Origin of the sequence: Umezawaea endophytica, from assembly GCF_025061645.1 — a bacterium.
Lineage (GTDB): Bacteria > Actinomycetota > Actinomycetes > Mycobacteriales > Pseudonocardiaceae > Umezawaea > Umezawaea endophytica.
Genome location: NZ_JANYMP010000002.1, coordinates 580,047 through 603,610 on the forward strand (window position 1 = coordinate 580,047; position 23,564 = coordinate 603,610).

The 23,564-nt window shown below is 71.5% G+C and carries 21 protein-coding genes and 1 riboswitch; of the genes, 8 read left to right on the plus strand and 13 right to left on the minus strand.

All coding sequences use genetic code 11. From position 1 onward, the window contains the following. The first annotated feature begins 130 nt into the window (after positions 1-130). Genes NZH93_RS06210 through NZH93_RS06220 form a run of 3 tightly spaced genes read left to right on the plus strand, consistent with a single transcriptional unit; the run spans position 131 to position 2,590 of the window. Positions 131-736 carry a TetR/AcrR family transcriptional regulator gene (locus NZH93_RS06210; protein ID WP_259621937.1) on the plus strand — a complete coding sequence of 202 codons (606 nt, stop codon included), beginning with the start codon at positions 131-133 and terminating at the stop codon, positions 734-736. A gap of 36 nt (positions 737-772) precedes the next feature. After that, positions 773-2,155, plus strand: a complete 1,383-nt coding sequence (locus NZH93_RS06215) for a dihydrolipoyl dehydrogenase family protein (RefSeq protein ID WP_259621938.1) — start codon at positions 773-775, stop codon at positions 2,153-2,155. A gap of 51 nt (positions 2,156-2,206) precedes the next feature. Next, a complete protein-coding gene (locus tag NZH93_RS06220; protein WP_259621939.1) occupies positions 2,207-2,590 on the plus strand; it encodes a hypothetical protein in 384 nt (127 codons plus the stop codon). A 27-nt stretch (positions 2,591-2,617) separates the two neighbouring features. Here the strand turns inward: NZH93_RS06220 and NZH93_RS06225 are convergent, their stop codons facing one another. Next, a complete protein-coding gene (locus NZH93_RS06225) occupies positions 2,618-3,886 on the minus strand; it encodes a hypothetical protein (RefSeq protein WP_259621940.1) in 1,269 nt (422 codons plus the stop codon). A 446-nt stretch (positions 3,887-4,332) separates the two neighbouring features. On the opposite strand from NZH93_RS06225, the gene NZH93_RS06230 reads away from it, so the two are divergent. Continuing rightward, the gene (locus NZH93_RS06230; protein ID WP_259621941.1) at positions 4,333-4,836 is read left to right on the plus strand and encodes a DUF3145 domain-containing protein; all 504 of its coding nucleotides are present in this window, start codon (positions 4,333-4,335) and stop codon (positions 4,834-4,836) included. A 72-nt stretch (positions 4,837-4,908) separates the two neighbouring features. On the opposite strand, the gene NZH93_RS06235 is transcribed toward NZH93_RS06230, so the two are convergent. From NZH93_RS06235 to lanKC, 5 genes are all read right to left on the minus strand, one after another. Continuing rightward, positions 4,909-6,630, minus strand: a complete 1,722-nt coding sequence (locus NZH93_RS06235) for an ABC transporter ATP-binding protein (protein ID WP_372506574.1) — start codon at positions 6,628-6,630, stop codon at positions 4,909-4,911. Between the two features lie 79 nt (positions 6,631-6,709). After that, on the minus strand, positions 6,710-6,862 hold the full coding sequence (locus NZH93_RS06240; protein ID WP_259621942.1) for a hypothetical protein: 153 nt from the start codon (positions 6,860-6,862) through the stop codon (positions 6,710-6,712). Next, positions 6,862-8,487 (minus strand): ABC transporter ATP-binding protein, encoded by a 1,626-nt coding sequence (locus NZH93_RS06245; RefSeq protein WP_259621943.1) that lies wholly within the window; start codon positions 8,485-8,487, stop codon positions 6,862-6,864. The genes NZH93_RS06240 and NZH93_RS06245 overlap by 1 nt, the downstream gene beginning before the upstream one ends. Positions 8,488-8,640: 153 nt before the next feature. Next, positions 8,641-8,808, minus strand: coding sequence for a SapB/AmfS family lanthipeptide (locus NZH93_RS06250; RefSeq protein WP_259621944.1), 168 nt, complete (start codon positions 8,806-8,808; stop codon positions 8,641-8,643). A 4-nt stretch (positions 8,809-8,812) separates the two neighbouring features. Then, positions 8,813-11,425 (minus strand): class III lanthionine synthetase LanKC, encoded by a 2,613-nt coding sequence (gene lanKC / locus NZH93_RS06255; RefSeq protein ID WP_259621945.1) that lies wholly within the window; start codon positions 11,423-11,425, stop codon positions 8,813-8,815. 712 nt (positions 11,426-12,137) lie between these two features. On the opposite strand from lanKC, the gene NZH93_RS06260 reads away from it, so the two are divergent. Continuing rightward, positions 12,138-12,743: a hypothetical protein gene (locus NZH93_RS06260; RefSeq protein WP_259621946.1), complete on the plus strand. Its 606-nt coding sequence runs from the start codon at positions 12,138-12,140 to the stop codon at positions 12,741-12,743. A gap of 61 nt (positions 12,744-12,804) precedes the next feature. On the opposite strand, the gene NZH93_RS06265 is transcribed toward NZH93_RS06260, so the two are convergent. From NZH93_RS06265 to NZH93_RS06285, 5 genes are all read right to left on the minus strand, one after another. Beyond that, complete coding sequence (locus NZH93_RS06265) at positions 12,805-14,040, minus strand: beta-ketoacyl-[acyl-carrier-protein] synthase family protein (protein WP_259621947.1); 1,236 nt, start codon at positions 14,038-14,040, stop codon at positions 12,805-12,807. Next, positions 14,037-14,276 carry an acyl carrier protein gene (locus NZH93_RS06270; RefSeq protein WP_259621948.1) on the minus strand — a complete coding sequence of 80 codons (240 nt, stop codon included), beginning with the start codon at positions 14,274-14,276 and terminating at the stop codon, positions 14,037-14,039. Before NZH93_RS06270 ends, NZH93_RS06265 begins: the two co-directional genes overlap by 4 nt. Before the next feature lie 76 nt (positions 14,277-14,352). Next, positions 14,353-15,330 (minus strand): beta-ketoacyl-ACP synthase III, encoded by a 978-nt coding sequence (locus NZH93_RS06275; protein ID WP_259621949.1) that lies wholly within the window; start codon positions 15,328-15,330, stop codon positions 14,353-14,355. After that, the gene (locus NZH93_RS06280) at positions 15,327-16,271 is read right to left on the minus strand and encodes an ACP S-malonyltransferase (RefSeq protein WP_308214172.1); all 945 of its coding nucleotides are present in this window, start codon (positions 16,269-16,271) and stop codon (positions 15,327-15,329) included. Before NZH93_RS06280 ends, NZH93_RS06275 begins: the two co-directional genes overlap by 4 nt. Before the next feature lie 189 nt (positions 16,272-16,460). Further along, entirely contained in the window at positions 16,461-17,663 is a 1,203-nt protein-coding gene (locus tag NZH93_RS06285; protein WP_259621951.1) for a PucR family transcriptional regulator, read from the minus strand. 77 nt (positions 17,664-17,740) lie between these two features. Between NZH93_RS06285 and NZH93_RS06290 the strand changes: the two genes are divergently transcribed. Continuing rightward, positions 17,741-19,276: an alpha/beta fold hydrolase gene (locus NZH93_RS06290; RefSeq protein ID WP_259621952.1), complete on the plus strand. Its 1,536-nt coding sequence runs from the start codon at positions 17,741-17,743 to the stop codon at positions 19,274-19,276. A 200-nt stretch (positions 19,277-19,476) separates the two neighbouring features. Then, positions 19,477-20,271, plus strand: a complete 795-nt coding sequence (locus NZH93_RS06295; protein ID WP_259621953.1) for a mechanosensitive ion channel family protein — start codon at positions 19,477-19,479, stop codon at positions 20,269-20,271. 166 nt (positions 20,272-20,437) lie between these two features. Here NZH93_RS06295 and NZH93_RS06300 read toward each other — a convergent pair whose 3' ends face one another. Together NZH93_RS06300 and NZH93_RS06305 are read right to left on the minus strand one after the other, a co-directional pair. Continuing rightward, the gene (locus tag NZH93_RS06300; RefSeq protein WP_259621954.1) at positions 20,438-21,100 is read right to left on the minus strand and encodes an LPXTG cell wall anchor domain-containing protein; all 663 of its coding nucleotides are present in this window, start codon (positions 21,098-21,100) and stop codon (positions 20,438-20,440) included. Positions 21,101-21,329: 229 nt separating this feature from the next. Next, a complete protein-coding gene (locus NZH93_RS06305; RefSeq protein ID WP_259621955.1) occupies positions 21,330-22,604 on the minus strand; it encodes a phytase in 1,275 nt (424 codons plus the stop codon). Positions 22,605-22,719: 115 nt separating this feature from the next. Continuing rightward, positions 22,720-22,848, plus strand: a riboswitch (FMN riboswitch). A 73-nt stretch (positions 22,849-22,921) separates the two neighbouring features. Here NZH93_RS06305 and pnuC point away from each other — a divergent pair. Continuing rightward, positions 22,922-23,545, plus strand: a complete 624-nt coding sequence (gene pnuC, locus NZH93_RS06310) for a nicotinamide riboside transporter PnuC (RefSeq protein ID WP_259621956.1) — start codon at positions 22,922-22,924, stop codon at positions 23,543-23,545. Positions 23,546-23,564: the final 19 nt, after the last annotated feature.

The following is a 23,564-nucleotide window of genomic DNA, read 5'->3' on the forward strand; positions in this document are numbered from 1 at the left end:
CCGATCGGTCAGGTGCAAATGCGGCGACCCGATCCGAGTTCGACGATGCCCGTGCTGAGCACTACCGGTCCGTAACACTTAAGGATGCGCAGTGTCTGACAATCCCGCCAGAGGGCGACTCGCCAGAGTCATGCGTCGGCAGCCGGTCCAGCAGCGGGGCGCGGCCACCGTCACCGCGATACTGGACGCCTGCTCGACGCTGCTCAACGAGCAGGACTACGACGACATCACCACCGCCCGGATCGTCGAGATGGCAGGCGTTCCGATCGGGTCCTTCTACCAGTACTTCCCGGACAAGAGGTCGGTCGTGCACGCGCTCGCGCTGCGCGGCATGGAGCAGTACCTGGCCGAGGTCGACGTCCTGTTCGAGGGCGGCACGCTGTCGGAGGACTGGCGCCAGGCCATGGGCCAGGTCGTGGGCGTCTACATGCGGATGCTGATCGACGTGCCCGGCTTCGGGCGCATCAGGTTCAGCGACCTGCTCGACGGGCACCGGCTCGACTCCAGCGTCGACCAGTACGAGCTGATGGCCGAACGGCTGGCGGAGCTGTTCGTGGAGAGGTTCGGCGCGCCCGGCGACGGTCCGGTGCGGCTGACGTTCCGGATGGCCGCCCAGACCGCGGACAGCCTGTTCACCCTGGCCTCGCAGCTCTCCGGCGACGACCGGTTCCACGTGCTCCGCAAGGCCGACCAGGTGATCTCCACGATGCTCGCCGAGGTTCTCGACCCGAGCTGACTTGCCCCGGTTGACGGGGTGGTGTGGGCTGGTCCCGTGACGAGCGACGAGTTCGACGTGATCGTGATCGGTGGCGGCCCGGTGGGCGAGAACGCGGCGGGGCGGACCGCCGCCGGAGGCCTGCGGACCGCGCTGGTGGAGGCGGAGCGCTTCGGCGGCGAGTGCTCCTACTGGGCGTGCATGCCGAGCAAGGCGCTGCTGCGCCCCGGCCACGCCCTCGCGGCGGCCAAGCGCCTGCCGGGGGTGCCGGTCGGGGACCGGCTGGATGCCAAGGCGGTGCTGGCGCGCCGCGACGAGTTCACCTCCCACTGGGACGACGCGGGCCAGGTCCAGTGGGCGGAGGGCGCGGGCATCGTGCCGATCCGCGGCCGGGGTGTCGTGACCGGTGAACGCGAGGTCACCGTCGACGGCCGCGTGCTGACCGCCCGCCGCGCCGTGGTGCTCGCGACGGGCAGCGTGCCGCGCCTGCCCTCCCTGACGGGGTTGTCCGAGGTGCCGTTCTGGGGTTCGCGCGAGGCGACGTCCGCGCACGAGGTGCCCGAGTCGCTGATCGTGCTCGGCGGCGGTGTGGTCGGCGTCGAGATGGCGCAGGCGTGGGCCCGGCTCGGGTCGGAGGTCACCCTGGTGATCTCCCAGGACCGGCCGCTGGCCAAGTTCGAGGACTTCGTCGGCGAGTACGTCGCCGACGGGCTGCGCGAGGACGGCGTGGTGGTCCACGCGAGCGCGAAGACCTCCTCGGTGTCCACTGTGGAGGGCGGGGTCGAGCTGAAGCTGGCTGACGGGACGTCGATCGTCGGCAAGCACCTGCTGGTCGCGACCGGGCGCGTGCCCGCCACCAGTGACCTCGGGTTGGAGGCCTTCGAGCTGGAGGCCGGGAAGGCGCTGCCCGTCGACGACACCGGCCGGGTGTCCGGAGTGGACTGGTTGTACGGCTGCGGCGACGTGACCGGCCGGGCGCCGCTGACGCACCAGGGCAAGTACGCGGCCCGCGCGGTCGGGTCGGCGATCTTGGCGGACGCCCGTGACCCGGAGCCGTGGTCGGTCGCCGTTGCCACCGCCGACCACGCGGCCGTGCCGCAGGTGGTGTTCACCGATCCCGAGGTGGGCTTCGTCGGGAGGACGTCGGCGCAGGCCCGCGAGGCCGGGCTCTCGGTGCGGGTCGTGGACGTGGACATCGCGGTGGCCGGGTCGTCGCTGCACGGCGACGGGTACCGGGGCAAGGCGCGGATGGTCGTGGACGAGGGCACCCGGACGCTCGTCGGCGTCACGTTCGTCGGGCCCGACGTGGCGGAGATGGTGCACGCGGCGACGATCGCGATCGTGGGGGAGGTGACCGTGGACCGGTTGTGGCACGCGGTGCCGTCGTACCCGACGATCAGCGAGGTGTGGCTGCGACTGCTGGAGGCGTACGGGCTGTAACGGAACGGTGCGCGCGTTAGGCCGGTCGGGGCGGTTAACTAAGCTGAAGCGGTGACCAGGGCCGTGGTGATCACCGCTAGTGCCGCCGTTCTCTGGTGCGCCTTCGTGATCGCCACGACGTTCCGGCACGCGGCACCGCTGCCGGCCGTCGTGGTGTACGTGCCCGCCGTGCTGGTGCTGCCGGTCGTGCTGCACACGCTGTGGCGGGCCAGTTCCGATGCCCTGCTGGCCATCGCGCTGGTGCCGCGCGGAGTGGTGGCCGGGTGGTTCGGGGCCGCCGTCCTGGGGTGGCTGTTCGCCTTCGGGGCCGTGCACGGGGTCGAGGGGACGGAGCGGCTGGGAGCCGTGGCCGGTGTGGTGATGGTGCTGCACGCGGTGTTCGGGCTGATCGCCGTGGGGCTGCTGAAGGTGGACGAGAACCCGCACCTGAGGTGACGGTGGCGGCGTCGCAACTTTCGCCCGCTACTGGCTCGCGGGAAGCCGGAGCGCGCGTTCCGCCGCCTTCAGCAGGTCCGGGTCGGTGGCGGTCGAGTCGCCCTCCACCCAGACCGCCTGCGCCAGGAGCACCCGTGTGTTCTTGACCGTGCTGGCGAACGCCGACCGGTCGAAGGACCTGGGGCTGTTCGGCCAGCTCTTGCCCTCCTTGAGGAGGGTGGTGATGCCGCCGGAGCCCGCGGTCGCCACGACGCCGTGCAGTTCCTGGGCGCTGAGCGCGTCGGCCAGCGCCACCTCGGCGACCGCCACCCCCACGGGGCGGTCGCCGATCTTCGTCTCGTACTGGGCGCGGTGCAGCGCGGTGCAGCGGTGCTTGGAGAGCCAGGCGCTGACGTCGCCGAAGGAGTGGGCGGCGCAGTCGGTGTCCTGGCCGGTGCCGCGCGGGGTGAAGTTCTCGCCGTCCACCACGACCGTGGTGGGGAGGGGCTCCGACGTGGTGGGGGCCGCCGTTCGGGGGCTGCTGTCGTCGGACGTGGCGACGATGATGCCGACCACGGCCAGCAGCGCAACCAGCGCGGCGGCGGCGTAGGGGAGCAGTTTCGGGGCTTTCGCGGCCAACTGCTTCGTCTTGCCCGCGGTGGGGAGCTTCGGGATGAGCACGGTACTGGCGGAGGCCAGGTCGCTCGTGATGGCGTCGGCGAAGCCCTCGGCCAGCAGGTCGCGGGTGGTGGGCGGGGTGCCGGTGGGGGACAGGACGGCCAGCAGCTTCTCCGCGTGGCCCACGGAGCAGGGGCGGTCGCTGGTGGCCAGTTCGCGCACGGCCGCGAGCAGCGAGGTCGGTTTGGGGTGGAGCACGCGCACGCCGCGGTTCAGGTCGACCGTCGGCTGGACGACGGTGCCCACGTACGGGCCGACGGCGACGACCGTGGTGACGGGCAGTGGTTCCGCGCGCATCTCCTGGATGCGCTTGCCCACGGCCAGCGCGGCCTCCAGGGCTTCGGCGGCGGGGCTGACGGCACCGTCGGGGCGGACCAGTGGCCAGCCGTCGATCCGCCACTGGCCGCTGAGCGGGGCTTCCAGGCGCACGGCGGGGTCGGGCAGGTCCACGCCGACGACCACGACGACGCCGCGGGGCAGGACGACGACCGCGTCCACCGCCTTGGGGCTGCCGGGGGGCTGCACGCCCAGCAGCGCGACACCGCCCAGCACCGCGTCCCCGGCACCCCATGTGCTCAACGCCGCGCGCACGTCGGCGCCGACCTCGGTCGGAACGCTCCCCAGCCTGATCAACCGCACGAGATCACCAAACTCCACACGGTCGGACACGGTAGCCCCGCAGGGGGGTGGGAGGCCGACAGGCTCACGGCTGTCACGGTCCGTGATGGTCATCACGGATTCCACCCGACCGGTCGCGGAGCGGGTACCCCTTGGGGCACAAGCACTGCGGTGCGTGGCGGCCATCACGAGTGTTCTCCGTGGTCCGAGGCCGCTGATCGCCGGATGATCACGTGTAGATCACGCGTTGATCTCGGGTTTTGGCAGGATCGTTCATTATTTGGGCCGTCTGCACGCACTTTAGGGTCGAAAGTCCTGTATCTGCCCCACCTGGGTGATGATCGCACTGGTTCTTCTGGCGGACAGCACCGGCAGCAGGCAGAATGGCCGCAGCGGGAATTCACTTGATCGTCCGTTTCGACAGGTCGTAGGGGAAGACGTCCCTCGTCGAGTAGCGGAGGTCAGCTGTGAGCACCCGTGGCAGCACCAGTGGCGTGGTCTACGTCCACTCGTCGCCGTCTGCGGTCTGTCCGCACGTCGAGTGGGCTATCTCGGGCACCCTCGGTGAGCGAGTGGACCTCAGGTGGGCGGCGCAGCCCGCGGCGCCAAGTCAGTTGCGCGCCGAATGCGCTTGGACCGGCGATGCCGGGACGGGCGGAAGACTCGTGTCCGCGTTGCGGGCGTGGCCGATGCTCCGGTTCGAGGTGACGGAGGATGCGAGCGACGGCGTGGACGGCGAGCGTTTTTGCTTTGCCCCCGTACTGGGCCTGTGGCACGCGCGGACCAGTGCCAACGGCGACATCGTGGTGTCGGAGGACCAACTCCGCGCGCTCGCGCTGCGCGCTCGTGGTGGCGAGTCCTTCGCGCACGGCGTCGACGAACTGCTCGGCGCCGCGTGGGACGACGCGTTGGAGCCCTTCCGCCGTGCCGGGGACGGCGCGCCGGTCACCTGGCTGCACCGCGTTGGCTGATCCGCGTCACCGTTGAGGACCCCCGTGGAGAGCGGGGGTCCTCAACGGCGGGCGAATCGCACCTCGGAATCGTCAGTACGACGGCCGGACGCTCTCGGCAGGCAGCCAGGCCTGCATGAGCTCCGCGTAGGCGGGCGAGGACCGCACCAGGTCCGCGTGGTCGCCGAGCAGCGGCGGACCGCCGTCCATCACCAGGACCCGCTTGGCGCGCAACGCCGACGACAGCCGGTGGGCGATCACCACGAGGATCCCGCCGCGCTCCGCGAACGCCCGCTCCACCCTCGCCTCGGCGGCCGGGTCCAGGTGCGAGGTGGCCTCGTCCAGGATCACCAGCGACGCCGGGCACGCGTGGACCCTGGCCACCGCCAGTAGCTGGGCCTCACCCGCGGACAGGCCCGCGCCCGCGTGGCCGAGCGCGGCGTCCAGCCCGCCGATCCGCGCCACCAGCTCCGACGCGCCCACGGCGTCGACCGCCGCGAGCAGGTCCTCGTCCGACGCGCCCGGCGTGAACAGCGCGAGGTTCTCCCGCAACGTCCCGGTGAACAGGTAGGTCTCCTGCGGGATCAACGCGATCCGCTCGTGCCGCAGGGCGGGCCGCACCAGGTGCACCGGGACACCGCCGAGCTTCACGGTGCCCGACCGCGGCGGCATCAGCCCGGTCAGCAGACCGGCCACAGTGGACTTCCCGATCCCGCTCGGACCCACCACCGCCAGGTGGTCGCCGGGCGCGAGGTCCAGGTCCAGGTCCCGCACGACCGGTTCGGCGTGCTCGCCCCAGCCGAACGTCAGCCCGCGCATCGTCACCGCGTGCCCGTCGGGCACCTCGTCACCGGCGGGCGGCGCGGGGGCGGGCGCGGCCTCGGACAGCCTGCGCAGCGCGACCATCAGCCGCAGCACCACGGTGCTCGTCGTGTCGGCCAGCCGCCGCAGCGCGGGCTGCACGCTCGTGCTCAGGTACACCACGGCGCCGAGCACCGCGCCCGCCGTGAGCTGCCCGGACGCGACCTTCGCAGGCGCGGCCACCACGAGCAGCGCCAACGGCGCGAACCCGCCGACCGCGATCACCAGCCCGCGCAGCGAGTTCGCCCACGCCACCCGCACGGCCACCTCGGCCTGCCGGTCGATCGTCCTGCCGACCCCGTCGCCCGCCTCCCGCACGGCGTCGCAGGCGGTGACGTCGCGGATGCCGACGAGCACCGTGCCCGCCGCCTCCGCGCTGTTCTCGTCGGCCATCACCTGGTCCCGCTGCCTGCGCGCCAGTGACGGCAGCAGCAGCGCGAACAGCAGCAGCGCGACCACGACCGGCGACACCACCAGCCACGCCAGGTCGGCCACGGTGGTCACCAGGCCGATCAGCGCCGCCGTTGTCGTGACCAGCAGCGCGCGCGCCTGCACCAGCACACCCGCCGTCGCGTCCCGCACCACCTCGACGTGCCGGGTGATCCGCGCGACCGCGCTCGCGTCGGGCTGCCGCCGGTGCGACGTGCCGTCGTGCAGCACACCGCGCACCACGACCCGGACCAGCGCGTCCCGCATCGGCTCGATCACCGCGCCGAGGTGCTGGAACACCTGGCGCAGACCGAACCCGCCGAGCACCGCCACCACGGCGAACACCAGCAGCCACCCCACACCGACCAACGGCCGCCCCGCCGCGAACCCGCGGTCCACCGCCAGCGCCACCAGCCGCCCCGACAGGAACGCGGGCACGCCCTCCAGCACCGACCAGCCGAGCAGGACCAGCACACCCCGCCGCTGACCGGCCAGGGCACCGAGGTACAGCCGCATCACGTCCACGGGAGATCGCCTCCGGCGTGACGGGGGGAAGGGACTCGAACCAGTAACCCTTCGATTAACAGTCGAATGCCGCGAGCTGTCACCGGACACCGCCCTCGGGGCGGATGGCGCGGTCCTGGCGCGGTGTGACCGCGCGAGCCCGCAATCCTTGGAGCAGCAGCCGGACGTCGGGCCAGTAGGCTGTTCCGTCGGTCGACCGGTCTTCGATCTTACAGGGTTCGAGCACGTCCATCAGGCGTCTCCTCCGGTGAACACGGCCCGGTAGCCCGGATCCAGCCACAGCGCTTCGTGCGAGCCGGTCGCGCGGACCCGGCCGTCGACCAGCCACACGACGAGGTCGGCGCGGCGGGCGGTGGCGGCTCGGTGGGTGACCACGACCTTCGTGCGGCCGGGTAGCGCGGCCTCGATCGCCTTGTCCACGGTGGCCTCGGTGACCATGTCCAGGCTGGCCGTCGCGTCGTCCAGTACCAGCACGTCCGGGTCCCTGGCGAGGGCCCGCGCCAGGCCGAGGCGCTGCGCCTCGCCACCGGACAGCGGCGTGTCGGCCATGGGGGTGTCGTAGCCGTCCGGCAGTCGCACGACCACGTCGTGCACCTGCGCGGCGACGCAGGCCGCGCGCACCCGGCGCTTGCCCGCGTCGGCCCCGTAGCGGATGGCCTCGCCGACGGTCGCGCCCAGCAGCGCGGGCCGTTCGAACGCGTACCCGACCGTCCCGTCGCGACGCACCTCGCCCGAGTCCGGTGTGGACAGTCCGCCGATGATGGACGCCAGCGCGGACTTCCCCGCGCCGGACCGGCCGACGACGGCGGTGAACGTGCCCGCGGGGATCCGCAGGTGCACGTCGTGCAGCGCGCCGTCGAGCGACACGTCGTGCAGTTCGAGGTCACCGGGGTTCGCGGGCGGGCCAGGGGCGTCGCGGTGTGGCAGCGGGGTGTCGAGGACCTCGACCAGCCTGGTCGCGCTGGCACGGGTGCGCGCGAACGTCGTCAGCATCGGCAACTGGCCGACGATCCCCATGCCCAGCGCCACGTACCCCAGCGTCGCCAGCAGGTCGCCGATCGACAGCCTGCCCGCGACGACGCCGAACCCCGCGGCGGTCAGCACGGCCAGCTCAACGGCGGGCAGCAGCAGCCCGGCCCGCCAGATCATCTTCGCCTGAGTGCGCCACATGCCGATCCCGGCCGCGGCGAGCGTCGGGAGTGGACGCAGCACGCGCTCCGACTCCTGCTCGGCGGTACCGGACGCGGCGATCGTCCGCAGACCCGCGACGGCGTCGAGCAGCCGCGCGGACAGGTCACCCGACACGGTTTGGTAGGTGGCCACGTCGTCCGCCGTCAGCCGCATGTGCGTGCGCACCAGGAGCGTCGCCAGCGGGACGCTGAGCAGGAACACGGCCGCGAGCCGCCAGTCCATCAACGCCAGCGCGACGACGGCGCCGACGGAGCTGAGGACGGTCACGGTCAGGACGATCAGGATCACCGAGACGCCACCCGCGATGGCGGAGTCGCCGGTGACGCGGCTGACCGCGTCACCCGCCGCGAACGGCGACGGGTGGCCGAGTCCGAGCAGGTGGGCGGCCACGCGGTGGCGCAGCCAGGCGGTGACCTTCGCGGTGATCGCGGCGGCCAGCACCACGCCGATCGCGTCGCCGACGACCTCGATCGACACCATCGAGACGAGCCACAGGACGGTGGAGGGGTCGTACCGCCCGGCCAGCGCCATGTCCACGGTGCTCGCCAGCGCGGCGGGCAGCAGCAGGCCGGCGGTCGTGGCCAGCGCGGCGTTCAGCACGAGCAGGAGCCAGCGGCGGTCGTGGTTCGCCGCCTCGACCAGCAGGGTGTCGCCCGGTTGGGCCATGCCTGTTCCCTCCGGGGACGGGTGGGCGCATCATGGGAAAGGGCCCGACGGCAGACGGACCGATTCGTGGTCGGTCGCTGCCATCGGACCCTCGTGTCACCGGGTGAGCGGCACACTTCGCTTGTGCCGCTCACCCAACCTCTCTGGCGAGACCTAGCAGAGGATCAGGCTCGCGGAGGAGTGGCTGCAGGGGAGCAGCAGGCTCGCGCTGGAGGCCGTCGTGCTGCCGCCGCCACCGCCGCCACCGCCGTGGCCGCTGGCCATCGCGTTGGACGGGGCCTCGGGGGTCTCGAGCTCCTGCATGTCGAGGATGAATCCCATGGTCTTACTCCTCATTCAGCGAACTATTCGGGGTTACTGCTCCACCAGCCACTCGGGACCGGGGGTTCTGGGGGGTGGGCGACGCTCCGAGGAACGGAAGGACTGATCCGTCTCCGTCCACCACGGACGCCAGCGCCAGCAGGATTCCGGCACCGCCGGTGTTCAGGTCCATCGACAGCCTGCGGAGCTGCATTCCGGGGAACGCCAGCCCGTCCCGGTAGGGGACGGCGTGCCACGCGAGCGCGGCCAGGTGTCGTCGCATCGCCTGCTCGAACACCGGGTCGGGCTTCCGCCGCACGGCTTGGGCGAGCGTCGCGAGCAGACCCATCCGGCCGAGGACCAGGCCGGGGTGGATCACGAACTCGCCCGCCGCGCCGCGCAGCAGGTCGGGAAGTCGGGTGACGCTCTCCGCGTCGGGTGCGTGCCGGGCGTACTCGTTGAGCACCATGGCGATGCCCGCGCCGCCGACCTCGACGTAGGGGAGCGTGCGGTAGCCGCCGTCGCGCACCTGCGTCGACCCGTCGAGCGCGACCATGCACTCGGCCAGGTCGCGGTCCAGCGCCTGCCCGGCCAGGTCGAGCCAGGAGCGGTCGCCACTGTGCTCGAACAGCCGGAGGAACAGCAGCGCCGGGCCGGACCAGCCGTGCAGCAGACCGGCCTTCGCCTTCGGGCCGGGAGGCTCCGCGAACTGGAGTTCCCGGCCCAGCCGGTCGGCGATGTCGACCGACTGGGCCAGGAAGTCGTCGTCCTGTCGGACGTCCGCGAAGTGCAGCAGGTTCAGCGCGACACCGGACAGGCCGCTGCCCAGTCCGTGGTCCGCCGTGCCCGGCAACGTCTTCGCGTACTCGGTGACCAGGTCGGTCGCCAGGTCGTGGTGGCCGAAGTTCTCCAGCACGTGCGCGATGCCGTGCGCGCCGGTGAAGAAACCGGGCTGCTTCGGCGGGTCGCGCCGCACGGAGTCCTGGAGCCACTGCTCGTACTCGGGGAACCGGCCGTGCCCGCTGACGTGCAGGGCGTGCAGCACACCGGCCGCGCCGTAGGCGAAGCACGCGCCGCCGACCTCGAACTGCTCGATGTCGCCGGGGAACAACCGGTCAGTGCGGTCGGGGGTGGCACTGGCCAGGATTGCCTTCGCGATGTCCTCGCCCACGGCGCGCCAGTCCGGCGCGGGCTGGTCGAGCGTCGTCCGCTCCGGCGCCGGGGGGACATCGACGCGGGGGGTGAGCACCGCGGCGATCCGCTCGCAGTACTCGTCGGACAGCCCGAACCGGCGCTGGATGAAGTCCAGGTGGGACCTCAACCGCGACGGCGCCAGTTCCAGCACCTCGTTGAGCGGCAGGAACAGCCACAGCCGCAGCGCGGCGAGCGGGTACTCGTCGATCTCGTAGCCCTCGCGGTCCGGCGGGGCCTGGAAGCCGGGCGCACCGAGGGTGGGTCTGCGCGGTTCGTCCACGTGGAACGACAGCTCGAAGTCGATCAGCGACATCCGGTCGTCGTCGTCCAGCAGGACGTTGAGCGAGTGCAGGTCGGAGAACACGACCCCGCGCCGGTGCAGCGCGCGGACCGTCCGCTCGACCTCGTCGACCACGGCGAGCGCCCGCGTCCGGTACTCGGTGAGGCGCTCGTCACTGATCCCGTTGTGCGTCAACGGGTAGTGCATGCCGAGCCACTGCCCGAGAGGTCTGCCGGGCATGTACTCCATGGCCAGGAAGTGGTGCTCCCACACGGTGAACCGGTCGTACACCTGGGGCACGCCCGCGATCCCGTCCACCATGGTCAGGATCTTGAACTCGCGGTCGAGCCTGGCGACCGCGTCGACGTTGTCGCGGTCGAGGCCCGCGTGCGGTCTGGCCTCCTTCAGCACGACCTCGGCGCCGTCGGACTTGCGGGTGGCGAGGTAGACGCCGCCGCCGTTGGAGAAGTGCAGCGAGCGCACCACGTCGTAGGGGAACTCGTCCGGGTCGCCGCCGTTGCGGGCGGCGAGGTGCGGCACCAGGAACGGCGGCAGCTCGACCCACTCGGGCACCCAGAAGTTCGGCTTGCGCTGGTCGGGGACCAGCTCGCCGTCCGGGCCCTCGATGGCGAGCACCTGCTTGCCGTCCTGCTCCAGCCACTGCTCGACGAACCCGCCGTAGCGGACGTAGAGGGGACCGGCGCCGAAGCGGAGGTCGCTGAGGATGTACGCGCCGTCCTCGCCCTCCAGCAGGTCGGACAGCTCGACCAGGATGCGCTCCAGCTCGACCTCGTCGGCCGGGTAGATCGCGATCAGCTTGCCGCTGGCCTCGCGGGGGGCGTACTTGGAGTTCCGGGCCAGCACGATGGACTGGGTGCGCAGGTACTTGAACGAGATCCGGTGCTCGACGCAGTAGTCGTAGGTGGTCTTCAGGACGCGGCCCGCGTTGGCGACCGTGGCCGACACGTGGATCTTCCAGCCCTGCTTCGCCAGGACGTTGCCCTTGGGGTGCAGGTGCCGCCAGATGTTCTTCTCACCCTGCGACCAGCCCTCCGGCAGCTCGGGGAGCTCGCGGGAGAAATCGTCGACGGAGGTTTCCGCGTGGCTCTGGACGTCGTAGAAGTGACGGTCCGCGAAGCAGTAAGCCTCATAGCGAAGATCCACTGGAATTCCCTCCCTCGGAAGTGCGGTGCGATGTGGTCGCCGTTAATGCGACGGCCATATTTCCGCACAGTTTGCGGAGAGTTTCCAATCCGCCACACGGGCGATGGAGTTTGATCCGTTCGAGGATGCGGAATGTGTGACATACCCTCGGTTTTTCGACGGATTGTCGACCGTCACTCCGTGGATTCACCCGATCGCGATGTTTGTTGGGGTGTAACGCCGTTCGCAAAACGATCTTTTCAACTAAACGAAACTCACTCGTTCAGGAAATGGGACCCGTCGCTACCAGCGCTTTCCTGGACCCGGCTCGGAGAATCGGTGCTCGTTGGAGTGCTGGTTACCGAGAGTTGCGGTTACGCCTGTTGGGCTTGCTCGAAAGCGGGATCTTTCGCCCCGTTCGCAGTCCCCATTTGGCGGTATGGGTATGCCTTTCCGCAGGTCGTTGCGTCAACCGGTCGGCATTTACGGAGTGGGTCCGCCGATTTGTGCAACTCGCGAGCGTGGACTCTTGGCGGGCCTATTGGTCATCCTAATGGTGTCGATAGGATTGTTTCTGTCACTCGTTCGGGATTTATGAGCGTTCCTCATGCAGTATTCAGTGAGTTTACCGAGCTTTCGTCACCCGAATGGGTGGTTTAAACGGTTCACCCGTGGATACGGCTAACGGCCGGCCGGCTCCCTGGGCGCCTGCCCGCTGTGGCACGCTCGAAAGGTGACGACCGAAGAACCGAGGCGTCCTCGCGCCCTGTGGGTCCTGCCGACGGCCCTCGTGGTGGCCGCGGGCTCGGTGGCGGGCGGTCTCCTGGTGCGCGACGTCTACCAGCGGCCCGCCGCGGTGAGTTCGACCGGGCCCGCCTCGACCCCGAGCAGCAGGCCGTCCACCTCGGTGCCGCGGTCCGCGCAGCCAGGTGACCGGGCCGTGCGGCTCAGCGTGGACGCCACGCTGCACCCGGACGGCGAACGCGTCCGAGGGCTCCTCCAGCGGTACTTCGACGCCATCAACACCCGCGACTACCAGGCGTGGACCGGGGCCGTCACGTCGGAGTTCGCCGGCAGGCTGCGCGAACCGCAGTGGACGTCGAACTACCAGACGACGTCGGACGGCACCGTCGTCGTCCAGCGGATCGACGCCTCCTCCAGCGAGCGGCTCCGGGTGATGGCCGGGTTCGTCAGCGTCCAGGACGTCGCCAAGGCCCCCGCCGAACTCCCCGTCGACTGCATCCGCTGGCGCGTCGTCTACCCGGTGCGGGAGGAGGGCGGCACCCTCCGCGTCGACATCGGCCCCGAGGGCTACACGCCCCAGTTCGAGGCCTGCTGACGGAAGCGGCACGGCCCGCCTCCGGGGAGGAGACGGGCCGTGGGACGCGGAACCGGTGGGACTAGGCGGGCGTGAACGCGAGAGCCACGTTGTGCCCGCCGAAGCCGAACGAGTCGTTGATCGCCGCGTCCAGCTTGACCTTGCGGGGCTCGCCCGCGACGACGTCGAGTTCGACGGCCGGGTCGAGGTTGTCCAGGTTGAGCGTCTGCGGCACGATCCCGTCCCGCAGCGACAGCACCGTGATGATCGCCTCCACCGCGCCCGCCGCACCCAGCATGTGGCCGAGGGCGCCCTTCGGCGCGGTCAGCACCGGGTGGTCGCCGATCGCCTTGCGCACGGCCACGGTCTCCGCCACGTCGCCCACCGGGGTGGACGTCGCGTGGCAGTTCACGTGGCCGATGTCGCCGCCGGACAGGCCCGCGGTGCGCAGCGCGGCCGTCATGGCCCGCGCCTGGCCCGTGCCCTCGGGGTCGGGAGCGGTGATGTGGTAGCCGTCGGAGCTGGTGCCGATGCCCGCGAGACGGCCGTAGACCTTGGCGCCGCGAGCGGCCGCGAACTCCGCGCGCTCCAGCACCATGATCCCGGAACCCTCGCCGAGCACGAAGCCGTCCCGGCCCGTGTCGAACGGCCGTGAAGCCGCCGCCGGGTCGTTGTTGCGCGTGCTCATGGTGCGGGCCTGGGAGAACCCGGCCACCGGGATGGCGCAGATGCACGCTTCCGCGCCTCCGGCCACCACGACGTCGGCCTCACCCGTGCGGATCATCCGCCACGCCCACGCGAGCGCCTCGGCGCCCGACGCGCAGGCCGAGACCGGCGCGTGCACCCCGGCGCGCGCCTTGAACTCCAGGCCCACGTGCGCGGCCGGGCCGTTGGGCATCAGCATCGGGATGGTGAGCGGCGAGACCTTGCGCAGGCCGTGCTGCTCGAGGAGGTCGTCCTGGTTGAGCAGGGTCATCGCGCCACCGATGCCGGTGCCGACGATCACCGCCAGCCTGTCCAGGTCCACGGTGTCGTCCCCGTGCCCGGCGTCGGCCCACGCCTGGCGAGCGGCGATCATCGCCACCTGCTCGCTGCGGTCGAGCCGACGGGCTTCGACCCTGGGGAGCACCTCGGTCGGGTCGACCGCGAGCTGCGCGGCGATCCTCACCGGCAGGTCGAAGCGCTCGACCCAGTCCATGTCGATGGTCGACACGCCGCTGCGACCGGCGAGCAGCGCGTCCCAGGTGGAGGCGACATCGCCACCGAGCGGGGTGGTGGCACCCAGCCCGGTGACGACGACGTCGTGGTTAGTCGTCATGCCTTGCCAGCGATGTAGCTCACCGCATCGCCCACGGTCTTGAGGTTGGCCAGCTCGTCGTCCGGGATCTTCACGCCGAACTTGTCCTCGGCCTGCACGGCGATCTCCACCATGGACAGCGAGTCGATGTCCAGGTCGTCCACAAAGGACTTCTCGGCCGTCACGTCGTCCGCGGCCACACCGGCGACCTCTTCGACGATCTCGGCAAGCCCCTTCTGGATGTCCTCGTTGCTCACTGAAAATCCCTTCCTTCGTGCATCGGACGGCTGGAACGGCAGTCCCGTCCAGCCGGAACACTGTTGGGGCCCGACATCACGGGCACCGGACGACCTGCCCCGCGTAGGACAGGCCCGCACCGAAGCCCATGAGCAGCACCACGTCACCGCTGGAGATCTCGCCCGCCGCCCGCATGTGGTCGAGCGCCATCGGGATCGAGGCGGAGGACGTGTTGCCGGAGTCCACGATGTCACGCGCGACGACCATGTCCTCACGCGCACCCTTGGCGCGCAGGCGCTTCGCGATGAGCTCGATGATCCGGAGGTTCGCCTGGTGGGGCACGAACGCGTCCACGTCGGACAGCTCCAGGCCCGCGAGCTCGACCGCGCGGATCGCCACGGGGGCGATCTGGGTGGTCGCCCAGCGGAACACCGCCTGGCCCTCCTGGTGGATGGAGGAGTTGCGGTCGGCGATGGCGATGGCGTCCGCCATGTCGCCCGCGCTGCCCCACACGACCGGCCCGATGGCCGGTTCGTCGCCCTCGCCGACGACGACAGCGCCCGCCGCGTCGGCGAAGATGATCGCGGTGGACCGGTCCGTCGGGTCCACCCAGTCGGTGAGCTTCTCGGCCCCGATGACCAGCACGTTCTTCGCGCTGCCCGACCGGACCATGTCGGAGCCGGTCGCCAGGGCGTAGCAGAACCCGGCGCACGCGGCGTTCACGTCGAACGCGGGCGCGGCCTTCGAGCCCATGCGCTCGGCGACCTGCGCGGCGGCGTTCGGTATCGGCGACGGCATGGTGCACGTCGCGACGATGACCGCGCCGATGTCGGTGGGCTGGAGGCCGGAGTCGGCGATGGCCTTCGCGCCCGCCTCCGCGGCCATGTCGACGAGGAGTTCGCCCTTGCCCGCGAAGCGCCGGTTGACGATGCCCACCCGCTCGCGGATCCACTCGTCGTTGGTGTCCATCACCTTCGCGAGGTCGTGGTTGCTCACGATCGTCTCGGGCTGGTAGCTGCCCATCCCGAGGATGCGCGTGCCCGTCGTCGCCGCGGGGATGCTGAAGGTCGTCATCGGGACGCCTCCGCGGTGGCCAGGAGCTCGGCGACCTTGTCGAGGTGCTCCGGAGTCTTCAGCGCCAAGGTGGGGGTGCCCTTCAACTGTCGCTTGGCCAAGCCCGTCAACGCGCCCGCGGGCGGCAGTTCGACGACCGCGTGCACGGCGTGCTCGGCCAGGGTGGCCTGGCAGGTGTCCCACCGCACGGGGCGGGTCACCTGTGCGATCAGCCGGCGCAGCACGTCCGCGCCGTCGGTGACGAGCGCGCCGTCGGCGTTGGAGAGCAGCGGCAGCACCGGGTCGTGCGTGGTGATGCCCGCGGCGCGGGTCCGCAGCGCGTCCTCGGCCGGGGCCATGAACGAGGTGTGGAACGCGCCCGCGACCTGGAGCTTGCGGATCTTCGCGGTGCCGGGGGGCGACTCGGCCAGCCGGTCCAGCGCCTCCAGCGGGCCCGCGGCCACGATCTGGCCCGCGCCGTTGCGGTTGGCGGGCGCCAGGCCCAGTTCCTCCAGCCCCGCCAGCACCTCGGCCTCGTCGCCGCCAAGGACGGCGGCCATGCCGGTGGGGTGCAGCGCGCACGCGGCGGCCATCTCGGCCCCGCGCACCGCGGCCAGCGCCACGGCGTCGTCGGCGCTGAGCACGCCCGCCATCGCGGCGGCGGCCAGCTCGCCGACGGAGTGGCCCGCGATGATCGTGTCGGCGGGCAGTTCGACGCGCCTGCGCAGCTCCTCGAACGCGAGCAGCGCCAGCGCCACGACGAGCGGCTGGGTGATGGAGGTGTCCTTGATCTCCTCGGCCTCCGCGGTGGTGCCGAGGCGCACCAGGTCCAGGCCCGTGGCCTTGGACCAGGACGAGACCCGCTGCTCGGCGCCCTCTAGTTCGAGCCAGGGGCTGAACATGCCGGGAGTCTGCGAACCCTGTCCGGGTGCGAGGAGTGCGATCACAGTGCAACTGAACACGGTCGAGGCCTCTCCCGCTGATGCCGTTGCACACGAAGTACGGCGGTGGGATTTGGAGGTTTCCTACAAAAGTTGCCGCGAAGTGTCCGAAGAACGTCGTGGCGTGTTGTGCACAGCGACCTGTGTCACCCACCAAAGCGTGCGGTGTCGGTCACACCTCGGCGGAGCAAAGCGACATTCCGGTCCCGATCACCACAAACCGCGGGCCTTCGCGAGCCGCCCCACGGACAGCGCGATGCGCAGCACGAGGGCGTCGCGGGCGTCGTGCGCGTTGCGGCCCGTCAGCTCGGTGACCCGCCGAAGGCGGTACCGGACGGTGTTCGGGTGCACGAACAGCTTGCGCGCGCAGGTCTCCAGGACACCGCCGACTTCGAGGAACGTGTCCACGGTCTCCAGCAGCGCCCCGCTGGCCTCCTCCAGCGGCCGGGCGATCCGGTCCACGAGCTGCCACTCGGCCTCCGGGTCACCCGCGAGCGCCCGTTCCGGCAGCAGGTCGAGCGACCGCACCGGCCGCGGGGCCGTCGGCCAGCCCACGACCGCCCGCAGCCCGGACAGCGCGTCGCTGGCGCTGCGGTGCGCCTCGGCGAGGCTGGCCACCGTCGGACCGGCCACCACCGCGCCGTCGCCGAACGCCTCGGCGATCTTGCCCAGCACGTCGCCCTCGTCCGTCTCGCCGCCCAGCACCACGACCAGCCGCGAGCCCTGCACGCTGAGCAGCACCGGCCGCCCGCTGCGGGCCGCGCGGCTGCGCACCTCGTAGACGACGGCGGGCGGGTCGTCGGACGGCGGGTTGCCCACCAGCACGGTCGCCTCCGCCGCCGGGTCCCAGCCGAGCGCGGAGGAGCGCGACAGCAGCGACTCCTCGGCGTCGCCGCGCACGATCCCGTCCACCACGAGCGCTTCCAGCCGCGCGTCCCACGCGCCCCTGGCCTCGGCCGCAGCGGCGTAGGAGGTGGCCGCGGAGAACGCGATCTCCCGCCCGTACCGCAGGACGCCCTCGGTCAGCCGGGCCCGCTCCTCGTCGTCGGCCGCCAGCCGCGGGAGCTGCTGCTCGAACAGCTCCAGCGCGATCCGGACCAGCTCCACGGTCTGCCGCAGGCTGACCCACCGCGAGATGTCCTTGGGGGCCGACCGGAACGCCTCGGCGGTCAGCTTGATGGCCTGCCGGGGGTCGTCCAGCCACGAGACGAACCCCGCCACGCCGTTCTGGATCAGCAGCAGCACGCTGGCCCGCTGGTCCGCGGGCATGCGGCGGAACCACGGCAGCCTGCGCTCCATCTCCGACACGCTGGACGCGGCCAGGTCACCCGAGGCCCGCTCCAGGTCGCGCAGCGTCGAGCGGGACAGCTCGGGCCAGGCCTGCTGCCCATCCGCACCGGCTGAGCTGGTCATTCGACAACGATCGCACGTCCGGGTGACACAACGTCCCGGAGGGTGCGCCCGGCCCTACGTTCGGTGGTGGTGCCCCGATGGCAGGAGGTCCGGTCGTGCGGAGTTTCGTCTCAGTCGGTCTGGCGGTGGTCGCGGTGCTGGCCTCGGCCGGAGTGTCGTTACCGACCGGCTCCGACCCGCCGGACCCGCTGGCCGAGTTCGTCGAGCAGAAGCCCGCGTGGGCGGCCTGCGCGCAGGAGCTGGAGTGCGCGACCGTCGTCGCGCCGCTGGACTACCAGGACCCGGCGGCGGGCCGGATCTCGCTGTCGGTCAGCCGGAAGAAGGCGTCCGGGGTCCGGCGCGGGGTGCTCGTGGTGAACCCCGGCGGGCCGGGCGGTTCGGGGCTGGGGATGCCCGCGTTCTTCGCGAACTCGGCGCTGGGGCGGGCCTACGACCTGATCGGCTTCGACCCCAGGGGGGTGGGCGGTTCGACCGCGCTCACCTGCCGTTCGGTGCCCGAGATCGCCACCACGGACTCGCGCCCGCCGGACTCGGAGTTCGCGAAGTGGGCCGCGGAGGCGCGCGCCGCGGAGGAGGCGTGCGAGCAGTCGGGCGGGGGCATCCGCCGGTTCGTCAACACCGCGAACACGGCGCGGGACGTGGACGTGATCCGCGCGGTGCTCGGCGAGCAGAAGATCAACTACCTGGGGTTCTCCTACGGCACCTACCTGGGCGCGGTCTACGGCTCGCTGTTCCCGCAGCGCCTGGACCGCTCCGTCCTGGACTCCGCGGTGCACCCGGAACGGCTGTGGCACGGGCAGCTCAAGAGCCAGGCCGTCGCGACCCGGCACAACGTCGAGCTGTGGGCCGCGTGGGTGGCACAGGGCAACGGGGCGGCCAAGCTCGGCGCGAGCCCGGCCGACGTGCTGGCGACCGTGGAGAAGGTCGCCGCCCGGCTCGCGGTGGCACCCGTCGGCGGCCACGACCGGACCGAGTTCGACGCCGCCGTCGGCGTCGGCGCCCGCTTCCGCCCGCTGTGGACGGACCTGGCCGCCATCGTGAGCGACCTGGACGGGGGTGCCGACCCGCGGCGCTCGGTGGAGCTGAGCGCACGGATGGCGGACTCGGCGCGCGCCGAGCTGCGGCCCGGCGTCTACGACGCGGTCACCTGCGAGGCGGACTGGCCGCGCGACCTGGAGGGCTACTACGAGGAGATGCGGGTGTTCCGCGACCGCTACCCGTACGGCTTCGGCGTCCTGCGGGCCGCGCCGACCGCGTGCACCTTCCGCACGTTCACGCCGCCGGAGCCGATGGTGGCGCTCCGGCGCGACGGCTACCCCGTCGGCGTGGTCGTGCAGGCCGAGGGCGACACGCAGACCCAGTACGAGAGCGGCCCCGCGATGGCCGCCCGATTGGGCGACAACCTCATCACCGTCCTGGACGAGGGCAAGCACGGGATCTACGGCACCGGGAACGCCTGCGTGGACGCGGCCGTCGACCGCTACCTGGTCGACGGCGTGCTGCCGGGCAGCAGCCACACCTGTCCGGGCGACCCCCGACCGGATGCCGCGCGGGCGTCCGCGGGGTCGGTGGAGTCCTTTTTGGACGGAATCGACCACGGCGTCACCCGCTAGACGGGAACCGCCCGGTGCCACTGGCACCGGGCGGCTCCCTCTCCCCGGTCCCCACCGGTCCGTCCACTGTGAACCGGCTTCGCGGGAACCGCCAGTCGGTCACCCTTTCGTGCCAGCGCGCCGAATTGCCCACCGGTACCGGTTCGGAAACCATTTCCACCGACCGTGAACAGGTAAACGAAGAAAGTAAGGAGGGCGTCGTGGGCTCCCAGATCACCGAAGGTCTTGGACAGGCCTGGGCCATGATCGCCACTTTCGTGCCGAAGCTCCTTGGCTTCGCGCTCGTCATGCTGGTTGGTTGGTTCATCGCCAAGGCGCTGTCGAAGGCCGTCGGATTCCTGTTGAAGCGGGTCGGGTTCGACCGCCTGGTCGACAGGTCCGGCCTCGGCTCGATGATGGCGCAGTCCCCCGTGGACGCGTCCGGCCTGATCGTCAAGCTCGTCTACTACTTCGTGCTGCTGATCGCGCTCCAGCTCGCGTTCGGCGTCTTCGGCACCGGCAACGCCGTGAGCGCGCTGCTCAACGACGTGATCGCCTACCTGCCCCGCATCGTGGTGGCGCTGGTGCTCATCCTGGTCGCCTCGGCCATCGCCAAGGCCGTGCAGGGCCTCGTGACGGGCGCCCTCGCGGGTCGGTCGTACACGAGGATGCTCGGCACCATCACCTACGGCTTCATCATGGCCCTCGGTGTCATCGCCGCGCTCAACCAGCTCGGCATCGCCGTCTCGGTGACCATGCCGGTGCTGATCGCCGTGCTGGCGACGGTGGCGGGCGTCATCGTCATCGGCGTCGGTGGTGGCCTCGTCCGCCCCATGCAGCAGCGCTGGGAGGGCTGGCTGACCCGTGCGCAGGCCGAGGCGGCCCAGACCGCCCCGGCCCCGCGCCGCTCCCAGGAGCCGGTGACGGCGGGCGCTCGTCGCCACGCCGCCGCGCAGCAGGCGGCGGCCGACGCCCCGACGCCGCCCGCGGGCATGCAGGCGCAGTCCGGCGAGTAGTCGCGCCGTTCTCCTCCGCGAGGGCCGTTCCGCTGACGCGGGACGGCCCTCGCGGCGTTCCGGGCCGTTGCTCCGCAAGCGTTTGCCGCCGGTCCGGTGGGGACCGACGCGAACAGGGCGCCCCCACCGAGGTGGGAGCGCCCTGTCCGGGTCGAGCGGATCGGTACTAGGCGGCGCGCTTGCGACGCACCACGAACACCGCGCCGGCACCCGCACCGACGAGGCCGAGGCCCGCCAGCAGCGCCCAGCCGGGCGAAGCGCCGGTGGAGGCCAGCGGAGGCTGGGCCTCGCCGCCGCCACCCGCGACCGGGGTCGTGGTGGTGGTCACGGGGACCGTCTCCGAAGAGGACTGGGCCGTGGTGGTGGTCACCTCGGTGGGGGGCGTGCTCTCACTCGTCGAGCTCGGCGGAGTGGACTCCGAAGAGGACGACGTGGTGGTCGTGGTCGTCGTGGTGGTGGTGGTCGTGCTGCTGGACGACGTGGGCTTCACGCACGCCTCGACCTTGTGGGTCTTGGTGTAGTTGTACTTGTCGCCGTCCGAGGCCTTCACCGTGATGGTGAAGGTGTGGGCGACGTCGCCCGCGCGGGTCCAGGACTTCTCGAAGTTCTCACCGAACGGCGCGTTGACCAGTTCGGTCTCGCCGTCCTTGACCACGATGGTGTTGCCGCTCCTGGCGTACTGGGTGAGCTTGACGCTCAGCACGGCCTTCTCCTTGACGCACTCCGCCTTCGAGGAAGGGGTGTGCGCGGAAGCCGGGATCGCCAGTGCCAGCAAGGCCAGGCCTGAGGTGGCGGCCACCGTGATCGCACCGAGAACTCTGCCTGCCATGTGGTCTCCTGCTCTGGATACGTGCGAGATCACGCGATGTGAAATGCAATGAGGGGCCACCCGTACGGGTGATACAGCACGCGACCGTAGCAACGACCAGTGCTCCTAAGGTCACCGACTGGCAACGCTGTGGTCACGGGTGGATCAGTGGGCGACTTTTAAACACCCGTTAAGGTACAAGCGAGGGTACGTCACGTTCGCTGGGCGTAATCGGGCCGACACCCGCAGGTCAGCGCTGTCCCTTGTGGACCACATCGCCCCAACTGACGTACGAGAACCCCGTCGTGGCCTGGTCCCTGACCGCGGGACGGCGCTCGCCGTCGTGCAGCACGAGCAGACCCTCGCGGTAACCGCGGCCCAGGTCGGCCGTGACGACCTGGGCGCCGTCGGAGTGCTCCACCGAGTCCAGGCCGCGACCCGCGCCCACCACGAACTCGCCCAGCACGCGGTTGCGGCCCGTCCGCTCGTAGCGCACGAACCGCGAGTCGCCCTGGCTGGACGCGATCAGCTCGCCGCCGCCGTGCCGCCCCTCGGCGATCGTCAGGCCCTCCGCGTCCGCGCTGAGCCACTTCCCGCCGAAACCGGGGTCCGGACCGTCCGGGACGCACTCCTCCGTCGCCTCGTCATACCGTTGGGGTGCCCCGAAAGAGCGAACCTTGTCCACCAGTTCGGGTGACCCGAATCCGGTCGCCCGCAGGGGGATCCGCCAGATGCCGACGTCCTCCTGCGCCACGTACGCGACGCCGTGCGCTGAGTCCACGACCATCCCCTCGGCCTGGGGCCGGTCGCCGGGGTCGCCGCACGGGGTCCACGTCGTGCCGTCCGGGAGCGTGAAGCCGACCGGAAGGTCCACAGTGGACACCAGCGTCGTGCCGACCGACCCGTTCGCGCCCGGCACGACGCGCAGCAGCGCGATCCGGGTCTCGCTGCGCCTGCTCGTCAGCACCAGCGGCGTGCCGGTGCGCCGGTCGACGCCCGCGGCCAGCCCGTAGGCGTTGCGCTGGTCGTCCACCTCCGCCTCGGACGCGGAGAACACCGGCCGGGCGTTCGGGTCCGTCACGTCGTCGAGTACGTCCGAACCCGCCGCCGACCCGCGCCCGTCCACCTCGTAGACCCGGATCCGGTCGCGGCCCCGGTCGCTGACGAACGCCAGGTCCCGTTTCCGGCCGCCCACCGACACCCCGGCGAGCACGTCGACGTTGTTGAACCGGCCGGGCTTGGCGTCCGGCGTCGGCGCGGACGGGGCCGGGTACGTGCCCAGCGTCCGGCCCCCGAGGTCGAACGCCGCGAGCCCGCCCTCCTTGAGCGTGCCCAGCACGACGGTGCGGTCCGGCCTGCGCGGGTGCACCCAGACGGCGGGGTCGTCCGCGTCGGCGTTGGCGGGGGAAGCGGAGGAGTCGTCCACGAACGCCCGTGTCTGCGCGACCGGCACGACCACCGCGGGGGAGGCGGGGACGGGCGCCATCAGCAGCACCAGCGGGAGGACCAGGGAGGTGGGGACCATGGCGCCGGACGCTAGCGAGCCGAGGTGAACCGGCGATGTACGGCGAACGGGTGCCGCACGTCACAAAGGAGGACGGAACACCGGATCCGCGCGACGATGTTCGAGCAACAAGGAGACGTGCGTTCCGGGGTCGGTGGAAGTCCGAACCGGTGGTGACAGCCCACGACCCGCGAGCCCCGTGGCCCGCGGTTGACCCGGTGGAACTCCGGGGCCGACGGTGAGAGTCCGGATGAGAGGCGCGCACGCCACCGGTGTTCGGCGCGCCCGTGCACCGGTGCCGCGCCACGCCCCGGACCGCCCTGGGGATGGAGGACGCGGTGCACGTGTTGTTGGAGCAGGGTTTCACCGTTCTGGGGCAGAAGATCGCCTACGCCGAGTTCTTCGGCCAGTTGTTCGCGCTGGCCGTGGTGTTCCTGGCGCAGCGCCGGTCCCTCTGGACGTGGCCGGTCCAACTGGCCTCCGTCGTGCTCCTGTTCACCGTCTACCTGTCCGCCCAGCTCGGCGGGCTGGCGATCCGGCAGGTCGTCGTCGGCCTCATCGCGTTCTACGGCTGGTACGCGTGGCTGCGCAGGCGGGACCCGGTGTTCGGCGTGGTGGTCCGCAAGGGGTCCACCGTCGAGCGCGTCGCCGTCGCGGCGGCGTTCGTCGTCGGCACGGTCGCGTTCGCGCTCGTCCTCGACGCGCTGGACGCCTCGTGGGCGCCGTGGCCGGACGCCGCCATCTTCGTCGGCACCGTGCTGGCGTTCGCGCTCCAGGGACTCGGCCTGGTCGAGTTCTGGATCGTCTGGCTCGTGGTCGACGCCATCGGCGTGCCGTTGCAGATCCGGTCCGGCCTGTACTTCAGCGCGCTGATCTACACCGTGTTCGCCGTGCTGGTGGTCCGCGGCTGGCTCGACTGGAACAGGGCGGCCAAGCGCTCCGCCGTCCAGGCCACCGCCTGAAACGCCACGAGGGGAGCCC

Excerpts from the sequence above, each read along its gene's own strand:
- NZH93_RS06285 (WP_259621951.1), bottom strand. The coding sequence starts at position 17,663 with ATGACCAGCTCAGCCGGTGCGGATGGGCAGCAGGCCTGGCCCGAGCTG.
- NZH93_RS06300 (WP_259621954.1), bottom strand. The coding sequence starts at position 21,100 with ATGGCAGGCAGAGTTCTCGGTGCGATCACGGTGGCCGCCACCTCAGGC.
- NZH93_RS06245 (WP_259621943.1), bottom strand. The coding sequence starts at position 8,487 with ATGGCCCAACCGGGCGACACCCTGCTGGTCGAGGCGGCGAACCACGAC.
- NZH93_RS06265 (WP_259621947.1), bottom strand. The coding sequence starts at position 14,040 with ATGACGACTAACCACGACGTCGTCGTCACCGGGCTGGGTGCCACCACC.
- NZH93_RS06240 (WP_259621942.1), bottom strand. The coding sequence starts at position 6,862 with ATGGACGTGCTCGAACCCTGTAAGATCGAAGACCGGTCGACCGACGGA.
- NZH93_RS06290 (WP_259621952.1), top strand. The coding sequence starts at position 17,741 with ATGGCAGGAGGTCCGGTCGTGCGGAGTTTCGTCTCAGTCGGTCTGGCG.
- NZH93_RS06305 (WP_259621955.1), bottom strand. The coding sequence starts at position 22,604 with ATGGTCCCCACCTCCCTGGTCCTCCCGCTGGTGCTGCTGATGGCGCCC.
- NZH93_RS06275 (WP_259621949.1), bottom strand. The coding sequence starts at position 15,330 with ATGACGACCTTCAGCATCCCCGCGGCGACGACGGGCACGCGCATCCTC.
- NZH93_RS06210 (WP_259621937.1), top strand. The coding sequence starts at position 131 with ATGCGTCGGCAGCCGGTCCAGCAGCGGGGCGCGGCCACCGTCACCGCG.
- NZH93_RS06250 (WP_259621944.1), bottom strand. The coding sequence starts at position 8,808 with ATGGGATTCATCCTCGACATGCAGGAGCTCGAGACCCCCGAGGCCCCG.